This window comes from Streptomyces sp. NPDC093261 (assembly GCF_044753645.1).
Taxonomy (GTDB): Bacteria; Actinomycetota; Actinomycetes; order Streptomycetales; family Streptomycetaceae; genus Streptomyces.
Genome location: NZ_JBIVNO010000007.1, coordinates 269,817 through 280,415, shown reverse-complemented (window position 1 = coordinate 280,415; position 10,599 = coordinate 269,817). Strand labels below are relative to the sequence as shown.

At 71.6% G+C, this 10,599-nt stretch carries 7 protein-coding genes and 1 pseudogene; 1 reads left to right on the top strand and 7 read right to left on the bottom strand.

The genetic code is table 11. From position 1 onward, the window contains the following. From ACIP94_RS18200 to ACIP94_RS18170, 7 genes and pseudogenes are all read right to left on the bottom strand, one after another. On the bottom strand, positions 1-1,041 hold a 1,041-nt coding region (locus ACIP94_RS18200), incomplete at its 3' end, for a slipin family protein (RefSeq protein ID WP_402426147.1). A 117-nt stretch (positions 1,042-1,158) separates the two neighbouring features. Further along, entirely contained in the window at positions 1,159-1,851 is a 693-nt protein-coding gene (locus tag ACIP94_RS18195; protein WP_402426145.1) for a nucleotidyl transferase AbiEii/AbiGii toxin family protein, read from the bottom strand. Positions 1,852-3,661: 1,810 nt separating this feature from the next. Further along, complete coding sequence (locus ACIP94_RS18190; protein WP_402426143.1) at positions 3,662-4,747, bottom strand: hypothetical protein; 1,086 nt, start codon at positions 4,745-4,747, stop codon at positions 3,662-3,664. Between the two features lie 167 nt (positions 4,748-4,914). After that, positions 4,915-5,403: a nitroreductase/quinone reductase family protein gene (locus ACIP94_RS18185; protein ID WP_402426141.1), complete on the bottom strand. Its 489-nt coding sequence runs from the start codon at positions 5,401-5,403 to the stop codon at positions 4,915-4,917. Between the two features lie 268 nt (positions 5,404-5,671). Then, positions 5,672-6,382, bottom strand: a complete 711-nt coding sequence (locus tag ACIP94_RS18180; protein ID WP_402426139.1) for a DUF4232 domain-containing protein — start codon at positions 6,380-6,382, stop codon at positions 5,672-5,674. Positions 6,383-6,788: 406 nt separating this feature from the next. After that, positions 6,789-9,224, bottom strand: coding sequence for a SpoIIE family protein phosphatase (locus tag ACIP94_RS18175; RefSeq protein WP_402426137.1), 2,436 nt, complete (start codon positions 9,222-9,224; stop codon positions 6,789-6,791). A 272-nt stretch (positions 9,225-9,496) separates the two neighbouring features. Then, positions 9,497-9,944: pseudogene (locus tag ACIP94_RS18170) on the bottom strand (hypothetical protein); the annotation flags it as partial. Positions 9,945-10,260: 316 nt separating this feature from the next. Here ACIP94_RS18170 and ACIP94_RS18165 point away from each other — a divergent pair. Then, on the top strand, positions 10,261-10,599 hold the full coding sequence (locus tag ACIP94_RS18165; RefSeq protein WP_402426135.1) for a hypothetical protein: 339 nt from the start codon (positions 10,261-10,263) through the stop codon (positions 10,597-10,599).

Sequence of the window (10,599 nt, the reverse complement as noted above, 5' to 3'; positions counted from 1 at the left end):
GGTGCCGACGGGCTGTCCGTCACCTGCCACCTGTCCGGTGCCGACGGGCTGTCCGTCACCTGCCACCTGTCCGGTGCCGACGGGCTGTCCGTCACCTGCCACCTGTCCGGTGCCGACGGGCTGTCCGTCACCCGCCACCTGTCCGGTGCCGACGGGCTGTCCGTCACCCGCCACCTGTCCGGCGCCGACGGGCTGTCCGTCGCCCGCCACCTGGGCGTCACCGGCCGGCTGTCCGTCGACGGTGTTCTTGGTTTCACTCACGCGGTCGTTCTCGGGGCCGAACTGACGGGCCGCCCGGTCGAAGTACCGCAGCAGTTCCACCGGGAAGGGCATCACGAGCGTCGAGTTCTTCTCGGCCGCGACCTCCACGACCGTCTGGAGCAGTCGCAGCTGCATGGCCTCCGGTGTGTCGGACATGATCCGGGAGGCGTTGGCGAGCTGCTGGGCCGCCTGGAACTCGCCGTCCGCGGTGATGACACGGGCGCGCCGCTCGCGCTCCGCCTCCGCCTGCCGCGACATGGACCGCTTCAGCGACTCCGGCAGTTGGACGTCCTTGATCTCGACCCGGTCGATGTGCACACCCCACCCGGCGGCCGGACTGTCGATCATCAGGGCGAGTCCCTCGTGCAGCCGCTCGCGGTCGGACAGCAGATCGTCGAGGTCGCTCTTGCCGATGATGGACCGCAGCGAGGACTGGGCGACCTGGCCGACCGCGAAGACGTAGTCCTGGACCTCGATCGCGGCCCGCAGCGGGTCGGTCACCCGGAAGTAGACGACGGCGTCGACCTTGACGGAGACATTGTCCTTGGTGATGCCCTCCTGGGTCGGCACCGGCATGGTCGCCACCTGTACGTTCACCTTTCGCATCCGGTCGGCGAACGGAATCAGGAACGTGACGCCCGGCTGCCGGTAGTGCGGCAGCGCCTTCCCCCAGCGGAACACGACCCCGCGCTCGACCTGGTTGACCACGCGCATCCCACTGCGCAGCACGAGCAGGGCCAGCACGGCCACCAGCACGACGGTGACGACGGTGCCTTCCATGGCGCTTCACTTCCCTCACAGGGTGTCGATGAGTGACACCCAAGGTGACACCACGGACCGGATCACCGGATGCGGGCGACGCGTCAGGAGTTCGTCAAGAATCCGAACGGGCGCATGTCACTCCTCGGGGGGTTCCTCCTCGGCGAGCCGCTCCGCGATGTCGTCCGCCCATTCCTGGGCCCACCGCCGGAGTTCGGGGAGCGCGTCCCCGCCGACCCCGTAGAGCGCGAACTCCATGTCGTCGACCCACTCCACGCCTGCCAGCCGGGCCTGCAAGTCCGTCAGGTCGAAGGTGTCACGGGCGTGGCGCCGGCCGAGTTCCTCCAACTCCGGACGGCTCCAGCGGTCCGAGGCGGCGTGCACGTCGATGAGGTCCCGGGCGAAGCCGCGGTCGGCCAGGGCGCGCACCTTGGTCCCCACGGCGTCCTCGAGGGAGACGGCCAGACCCAGTTCCGTGGGAGTCGGCGGGCGCCACAGCACTTCTTTGAGGACGTTGAGTTCCGTCTCCTCGCCCCCGGCGGGGTCGCCGACGACCAGCCGGGCCGAGAGCGGATCCGCCTCCAGGGAGCGTACGAGCCAGCCCCGTTCCGCCAAGCCCGCCCCAACGGCGGCGGCGATGTCCTCCATCGACTCCGGGCTCTCGGTGGCGACGTCCACGCCCCGGCTGGGCCGGTCCACCAGACCGTGCGCCAGCACCGCGTAGCCACCGGCGATGACCAGCGGGTACGGGGCGCCCAGGGCGAGGACGTCGGCGAGCAGGCGCCGGTGCGGTTCGGGGGGGTTCGTGGGGAGGGTCGGGGGGAGGTTCATGGGGCGGCCGGTGGGGCCGTGGACGGTCCGGTCCCGGTGACGCGGGACCTGGACGACGGAGGCGGGGCGCAGCCGTCCCGGTACGGTGCCAGGACGGGGAGCGCGGGCTGTGCGGCCATGCCTCGGATTATCGCCCAACGGCCCTGCTCCGGGCGGTGGGCGTCGTCGTGGCGTGGCGCGTTTTGACATGTCCGGTACGTACCCGGTTCGTAGGCGACGAGAGTTCGTCCTATAGTTGCGCAAGCCAGCAAGCGTCTCGTTGTGGTTCCGGCGACTCGCCACAGGCGCCCCGAGGCTCCGGCGAGCGGTTCCCGGCACCGGAAGGCCCGACGGGCCGTCTTCATGAGGGAATGGTGCCGTACGGCATCACCACTCCCGCGGTCGGGCGGTCGTCACGGACGCGGGCGGGCCACTCCCCGCCGAGCCTACGGCGACGGACGGTGGCCGCGCCCTCGGCCGTCCCCGCGCCGGACGAGGGCAGAGGGGAAGGACGGAACGTGCGGAACGCGGAGACGGCGGGAGCCGTGTCCAGGGACACGACGCGGATCGGCCGGATCGGACGCTATCCGGTGCGGTGGCACCATGCGCTGCTCACCCTGTGGACGGTTGTCTGGTTCTTCGTGGCCGAACGCCATGGAGCGGTGTCCTGGCACTATCTGAAGACCGGTGAGGAACTGCTGTTCAGCCAGGTGCCCGGCGGCGGCCTCGCCCTCTACGCCAACCACCCCGAACTTCAGATAGGACCGATCAGCTTCCTGGTCGCCGGGCTGTTCGCACCGTTTCCCGCGGCGGTGGGCGAGAACCTGGCCGAGGCGTTCATGTCGGGGCTGGGTCTGTACATGCTGGTCCTCATCGGCCGCGCGGCCGCCGAGCACAACCTGGGCACCGGGCTGAACCACCGGCGGCTCCAGCAGCGGGTACTCGTGGCCGGGGCAGCCTTCATCCCCATGTGGGTGGAGGTCTCGGTGCGGTTCGCGCACCTCGACGACGTGCTGGCGCTGTTCTTCACCACCTTCGCGGTCCGCGCGCTGGTGCGCGGCAACGCCTTCGCCGTCGGTGTCTTCCTGGCCCTGGCCGTGGACTCCAAGCCGTGGGCGGTGGGGTTTCTGCCGCTGCTGCTGGTTCTGCCCCGGCCCGCGTGGCTGCGCTCGGCCGCCTGGGTCGTCGGCCTGGTGGCCGCCGCCTGGCTGCCGTTCTACCTGACCCATATGGACACCCTGGCCGCCACCCGCTTCACCATCCCCAACCAGTCGGCGTCCTCGCTGCGCTGGTTCGGCGTGGACGACCCGGCCACCCCCTGGTGGGACCGGCCCGCGCAGATGGCGCTCGGCATCGGTCTGGGCGCGCTGGCGGTGCTCCGGCACCGCTGGGCGGCCGTGGTCCTGCTCGCCGCCGACGCGCGGATCGTGCTGGACCCGAGCGTGTACACGTACTACAACGCCTCGGTGCTGCTCGGCACGCTGATCTGGGACTCGATCGGACAGCGGCGGCTGGTGCCCTGGGTGAGCTGGATCGCGCTGATCTCGCTCTACGGCAGCGCGCTGCTGGTTCCCTCCGACTCCGCCCGGGGGCTGATCCGGCTGGCCTTCGCGGTCGGCTCCGCCGCGTACGTCCTGTGGTGGCCGCAACGCACGCCCCGCGGCAAGCGACGCGGCCGGGAGGCGGCGGGCCCGCCGTCGGTCCCGGGACCCACGGCCCGCGAGTGTCCCACGTCGGCTCCTTCCGAACGGCCGCCGTCCGCCGCGGAGCAGGGCGACGCCGCCCGCGGCGCGACATCCGCTCCGGCCAGGGACGGCCGCGGATGGTGTGGTCATGCCGTCTCTCCGTCTCCGGCGAGGAGGAACCGCCCGCCCGCCTTCACGGCAAGCTCCGGGCCGAAGAGAAAGCCGGGGGTGTGGACACCCGGACGGCCCTCGCCCCGGGCGAGACGGGTCGCGACCTCGACCGCCACCGCGGCGGTGAACTCCCCTGCCCTGCCCGTCCGCAGCCACCCCATACGAGTGCTGCCGTCGGCGTCCTGAACCCGGGCCCGCGCCCAGGAGAACTCCCCGCCACGCTCGCCCGGGGGCATCCGGACACCGGCGAGCCGCCGCTTGGCGGCGCGGCCGAGCACCGGACACGACAGCAACACCGCCGCCATCGGCAGGACGGCCCGTATCGCGCGCCCGGCCGGCAGCATGCTCGACGCGGCGACCACGAACGGTGCGCCGCCGGCCCGCCGGGCGGCCTCCAGCTCACCGCTCGCAACGGCGACGGTGTGCACCGTCGACCCGTCGGGCAGGGCGAGGCGCTCGGCATCGGCCCCGAGCCGGGCGCGGACGAGGCGGCCGTGCTCATAACGGCGTCCGCCGAGCGCGATGCTGTCGACGATGCTCGCCGCCAGGGCAGGGCCGAACGGGCCGGCCCCGGGCTCGGCCAGCGGCACCGCGTCGACCCTCACACGCATCGCCGGGGGCCGGTCCTCACACAGCTTCCGTACGACGCTCTCGGTGGCCAGCACGCCGAACCCGGCACCGGTCACCAGACACCGCCCGGCCGCGACCGCCTCGTCACGCAGTCCCAGCAGTCCGGTGACGGCGGTCAGCTCGTTCGCCAGATCCACGTAGTGCGTGCCGGGCGGGCCCGCGCGGGCGATCGGGGCCGCTGTCTCGGTGAACGGGCCGATCGTATTGACCACCACCGTGGGCGCCTGGCGGCCGATCCGGGTGACAACGGCATCGACGGACCCGGCCACCACGGTCCGCACTCCCTCGCCGAGCCTCCCGGCCAGCTCGCGCAGACGCGCGGGATCGCGCCCCACCAGGACCGGCGGCATCTGACCGGCCGCCAGCCGCGCGGCGATCGCCCGACCGGTCCGGCCGGTGGCTCCGAGGATCCAGATCCGGTGCGCGTTCATCTCGCGTTCCTCGCTCGCGGGACCTCGATCTACGGAACGTGCGGTGCTTGGCGGCGGTGGTCGAGCACACGGGACAAGCGGTGGCCATCATTCCGCCAGGCCACGCCCTGGCGTCTGCCGCGGTGGCCTTCGTTGCCCTGGCGTCCGCCGCCGTGGCCTTCGTTGCCCTAGTCTTCGTTGCCCTGGCCGGAGGCCTCGTCGCCCGCCGTGGACTCACCGGCGGACGCCATCTCCGCCGCGACGGGCACCAGTTTCACCATGGGAAACCTGCGGGATGTCTTGGTCTCGTACTCCACGCTGTCGGGCCAGTACGCCGACCAGACTCCGTAGAGACGCTCCCACTCGGGCGACCCGTGCGTCACGACGGTCGGTGTCGCCCTCAGGATCCGCCTGCCCACCTCGACGGTCACCTCGGGCATGACGGCGACGTTGCCCACCCATGCCGGATCCTTCTCCGCGCCCCGCGCGGAGCCGCAGACCAGCAGATTGTCGCCGTCGGCCGCGTACACCAGGGGATTGATCCGCGCTTGGCCGGTACGGCGGCCGATCGTGTGCAGGAGCAGCAGATGCTTGCCCTCGAAGAGGCCCCCCACGACTCCGCCCTGTGCCCGGAACTGACTGATGACCCTCTTGTTGACCTCGTTCACGTCGCCCATGTCCGCCTCGCTCCGCCGAAGACCTGACCAGCCCTTAGCTAACCAGCGCGACCCACGACCGAGCCGAGCCGCGCCGCAGCCATGCGGAGGACGTCGAGGACCAAGGCGCCGGACAGGCGCACCCCGCCCGGCTCCAGTCCCACCAGAAGGACCACTCGGTCCCACCGACCGGCAGGGCGACGCCCGGGCGGAATGATCCGTGGGTCCTCTAGGTCTCTGGAAGGGGCCGGGCGCACCGGCCCCTTCGCCGCTCTGTGTGCGGGAACCCTCACTCGCCGACCGGGTCGATGAACGTCCCCGGGTGGGTCGCGCCGTCCTGCTTCAGGATGGCGCCGAATCGCCAGGGCAGGTCGTAGGAGCTGCGCTGGTTGGGGGCGGTGATGACCACCGTGGTGGGCTTGAACGCGGAGGACTCGCCGCTCTGCGTGGTCAGATAGGTGAGGGTGAAGTGGGCGGACGCACCGCCGGCCAGGGTGACCGTGTGCGGTGTGGTGTTGTCGCGCTGAAGGGACCACCGCTCGCCGCCGTTGACCAGGTCGACGCCCGGGAAGCCGTGCAGGGAGCAGGCGTGCCCGCTGTTGTTGGTGAGCGCCACGGTGGCCTGCATCTGGCCGCCGCCGCCGGAGGGGGCCGCCTTGGTGCCGGCCCAGGAGTAGCCGAGTTGGGAGGCCTGGCAGGCGGGCGCCGAGCCGCCGGCCGCCGCGTCGGCGCCGGTGGCCCCGCCCTTGCTCCCCGCGGTGCCGGCCGAACCGGTAGACGCCGAACCGGTGGACGCCTTCGCCGGCGCGGTACCGGCGCTGCCGCCCGTGGCGGAGCCGGTGGTGGCGGAGTCGCCGGGTGCGGGGGCGGCGTTGCCCGACACGGCCTTCGGCGAGCCGCCGTCGCCGTTGCAGGCGGTGAGCAGAGCCATCAGGGCGGCGGCGCCCGTCAGGGCCACGGTGCTCGTGCGAAGGCGAAGGTGCGTGCGACGGTTCGACATGGGGTCCCCCAGCGGTTGTGTGTTCCGGTCTGCTGTCCGGCTCTGACTCTCTGTCGGACACCCCATGTGATGGGGCCCTCCGCAGGGAAAGTTCACGGATCCCTGTCACGGGCCCGTCGCGGCTGTGTCACGTCTGTCACGAGGAACGTCACGGGCCCGTGACACGCAGGCTGCTCGACCGGAACGCATGGCAGCCCCCGTGTCGAGACACCCACGCCGGACCACGTCGCCGCGCATCCCCGGCGCGCCGTCGCCGCCGGCCACGTCACCCAGGAGGAAGCGGACCGCCGGCCGGCCCACCTCACCCAGCAACCGTTCCTCGCGGCGGTGACGTTCTCCCTCGTCGTAGCCGAGGCGTAGCGGGAAGCGCGGATGCTCCGGCGTCATCGCCCTGCCGAGGCCGGGGTCATGCGGGCCGCAGAAGCTGCTCCGTCCAGACCGTCTTGCCGTCATGGGTGTAGCGGGTGCCCCACCGCTCCGTGAGCTGCGCGACCAGGAAGAGCCCGCGTCCGCCCTCGTCCGTGCTGAGGGCCCGTCGTAGGTGAGGGGAGGTGTGGCTGGTGTCGGACACCTCACAGATCAGGCTCTGCGCACGGATGAGGCGCAGGGTGACGGGGCCGGCCGCGTACCGGTAGGCGTTGGTGACGAGTTCGCTGGCGACCAGTTCGGTGGTGAACGCAAGCTCCGTCAGCTCCCATTCGTCCAGCTTCGCCGCGGTCAGTTCCCTCGCGCGGCCGGCGGCCGTCGCTTCCAGGGGCAGCTCCCACGAGGCGACATTCTGCGGCGGCAGCACTTGGGTACGGGCGATGAGCAGCGCCACGTCGTCGGTGGGGAGATGGTCCGTGGGCAGCAGCGCTTCGACCACCGAGTGGCAGGTGCGGTCCAGAGGATCGGCGGGACGGGCAAGGCATGCGCACAGGTTCTCCAGCGCGGCGTCGACGTCGCCGTTGCGCGCCTCCAGGAGGCCGTTGGTGTAGAGCGTGAGCAGGCTGCCCTCGGGAAGGTCGAGATCGTACGTCTCGAACGGCAGCCCACCCAGGCCGAGCGGGGGACCCGAGGGCAGGTCGAGCACGGTCACCCGGCCGTCCGGGGTGGAGACCACGGGTGCCGGGTGGCCGGCGCGTGCCAGGGAGCAGTGCCGGGAGACCGGGTCGTAGACCGCGTAGAGGCAGGTGGCGCCGAGCACCTGCTCCACCGACGACCGGTTGCTGCCGATGTTCGCCTCCAACTCGGTGGCCAGCAGACTGACCAGGTCGTCCAGCCGGGCCACGAGCTCGTCGGGTTCCAGATCGAGACTGGCCAGGGTCCGTACGGCGGCACGCAGGCGACCCATCGAGGCGGCGGCGTGGATCCCGTGGCCGACCACGTCGCCCACGACGAGGGCGACCCGTGCCCCCGACAACGGGATCACGTCGAACCAGTCACCGCCGATCCCCGACTCGCCGCTCGCGGGAAGGTAGCGACGGGCCACCTCGACGGCCGGCAGGTCGGACGCCGTACTCGGCAGCAGACTGTGCTGAAGGGTGAGAGCGGCGTTCTGCTGCTGGGTGAAGCGGCGCGCGTTGTCGATGCAGACGGCCGCACGCGAGGCGAACTCCTGGGCCACCGCGGCATCGGCGTCCTCGAAAGGCTCCGAGTGGCGCGATCGCCACAGGCTCACGACGCCCAGTACCAGGCCGCGCGCCACCAGCGGCACCACGATCAGCGAGTGAACGCCGAGACCCGAGGCGATCTCGATCCGCCGCCGGTCCATCGGGTACGACTCGGGGCGCAGGGACAGCAGCGGTTCGAGAATCGGGCGACGCTCCGCCAAGCACCGCGCCTGCGGGGATTCCGGGAGCAGCGGGACCACCTCGCCCTCCTGGTACGGGACCCGGGGCTCGGGGGGCTGGAGGGCTACGCGGATCAGCGGATCCGCCACACCGTGGAGTGGCTCCTCACCCATTGTCACCGGCTTGAGAAGGTCCACCGAGCAGTGGTCGGCCAGGCCCTGGATGGCCACTTCGGCCAGTTCCCGGGCGGTCTGGGTCACGTCCAGGGAGGTTCCGATCCGGGCGCTCGCCTCGTTCAGCAGGGTGAGCCTGCGCTGGGCCCGGTGGCGGTCGGTCACGTCCTCGATCGTCTCGGCCACACCGAGAACCCGGCCCGAGGGGTCTTCCATCCGGAAGGCCGAGACGGACACATACCGTTCCCGACCGGGATCGTGGCGTGGCCGGGCGGACTGCTCTGTGAAGATCACCGGCCGGCCCGTCTCCAGGACGCGCCGTACCCGCTCCTCGGCCGGGCCGGCGTCCTCGTCCACCAGGAACTCGCGGGGGCGACGGCCTATCGGGGCCTCGGCCGGGACGCCGCTCGCCTTCTCGACCGCACGGTTGATCCGAAGGACTCTCCTGTCCGGGCTGTGGATGACCAGACCGACCGGGGACCGGTGGTACAGGCCGTCCAGCAGCGCACGGTCCCGCTCCCAGGCAACGACCTCGGCGACAGGGGCACCGACCAGGAACCACTCGCGGCTGTCCTCGTCCCGGGTGATCGCACGGGCCCGGAAACCCATCTCCACCCGCCGTCCGTCGCGATGCAGGATGGGCAGGACCCCGAACCAGCCCCCCGTGCTCCTGGCGTCGGCGGCGGCGGCCCGCGCGACAGGCAGGTCACGGGAGTGGATCAGGAAGTCCTGCCACGCCCGCCCGATGACCTCCTTGGCCGGATAGCCCAGCAGCTCCTGTGCACGCGCGCTCCAGCCGACCACCGTGCCGTGATCGTCGAGCACGGCCGAGGCGCCATGGCCCAGGGCGAAAGGGTCCTCCGGACTCTCGCTGAACAGCATCGAGGGAGTCCCCATAGCCACCACCTTGCCTCCCTGACTCCGATGTTCCTCCCCCCGGTAGCTCTCCGCGACTCTCCCGTTCCTCTCGGCCCGGGGGCTCGGCAGGAGTGGCAGTGCGACGCTCAGACAATCGTGCCGCGCCACCGGCCGCTCGTCCTCCCGGCGGCGTTCACCTTCCCGGTTCTGCCTTGGTGTCGATGGCCGCTCAGTAGTGCCGGCGGTGCGCACCGGCCTCGTGGCCGCGCGTGATCTCGCCCTTGCCCACGACCGCGCTCGGCGTCTACCCCCCGGATGGCGCGGACGAGCCAAGGCGTGAGAGACGTGCTCAGGACCAGCTCCTTGTACGTCTCATCGCCGGGCAGCGGGACGATCAGCCATGAGCCGGGCGGGAGGAAACGCCTCCTCACATAGGCCAAACCGCCGTAGACCGACCGCAGGAACGCCGGGACCACGTCGCGGGGAACGTCGTCGAAGTCGACGTTCTCGACACAGATTCTCGCGTCGTCCTCCGGGAAGACCCGTACGGTGACGGCCGGGGACCCCCCAGCCCGATGAAGGCCTCATGCGGCAGAGCCGTCGGGGTCGAGAACGGTGAAAGGCTCCGGCCGAGCCGCGGCGGGAGGTCTGGTCCGCGCCGATGTCGTCGGTCACGGTCATCGCGAGGCCGTACTCCCGTGCGATCTCACGTATCACCGTGACGGCCGCCTCGGTGGTGGGCAGATGAGGATGCGTCATGGCCCCACCGTCGCAGCAGGCTCCAGCCTCCGCGGAGCGCCCCGGCCCGGGGCCGGCCGGACAAGTGTGGGGTGGGGAGGCCGGTTTCGGCAGGATAGCGAGACGCAAGTTCACCCTGGTGGACCGGGGGGACGGGCCTCCGGCTCGTGTGCGCGCGAGACGCCGACCCGCCCGGCGCCGGTTCCTGACTCAACGCATGTCATCACAAAAGGTGTCTTTGGTCGTTGATTGCTACTCAATGGGACGTTTTGGCTGTAAGCATTGCTGTGTCCAACCAGGCAGGCGCATCACGCACCTGCCGTGAAAGGAGCACGGAATGCGGGTTTCCCGTTCTGTCGCCGCGCTGGGCATCGCGGCCGTCGCCCTGCTGGGCGGCGCCACTGGCGCCAGCGCCGCAACACACGCGCCCTCGGCGGTATCTCACGCCACATACGACCGTGGTCACGACCATGACTACGGGCGCGGCGACCGCGACGGCCACTGGGGCAACCGCCACTGGGGCGACGAGCACCACCGGGGTAACCACGGTTGGGGTAACCAGGGTTGGGGCAACCGCGGCTGGGGCGGCCGCGACCGCGACCGCGGCTGGGGCAACCGCGGCTGGGGCGAGCACGGCTGGGGCAACCGGCACCACTGGGGCCACGATCACCGCTGA

What these genes read in the sequence shown, in the direction of transcription:
- ACIP94_RS18190 (WP_402426143.1), bottom strand. Translation starts at nt 4,747, where the DNA reads ATGAACGCGCACCGGATCTGGATCCTCGGAGCCACCGGCCGGACCGGT.
- ACIP94_RS18195 (WP_402426145.1), bottom strand. Translation starts at nt 1,851, where the DNA reads ATGAACCTCCCCCCGACCCTCCCCACGAACCCCCCCGAACCGCACCGG.
- ACIP94_RS18175 (WP_402426137.1), bottom strand. Translation starts at nt 9,224, where the DNA reads ATGGGGACTCCCTCGATGCTGTTCAGCGAGAGTCCGGAGGACCCTTTC.
- ACIP94_RS18185 (WP_402426141.1), bottom strand. Translation starts at nt 5,403, where the DNA reads ATGGGCGACGTGAACGAGGTCAACAAGAGGGTCATCAGTCAGTTCCGG.
- ACIP94_RS18180 (WP_402426139.1), bottom strand. Translation starts at nt 6,382, where the DNA reads ATGTCGAACCGTCGCACGCACCTTCGCCTTCGCACGAGCACCGTGGCC.
- ACIP94_RS18165 (WP_402426135.1), top strand. Translation starts at nt 10,261, where the DNA reads ATGCGGGTTTCCCGTTCTGTCGCCGCGCTGGGCATCGCGGCCGTCGCC.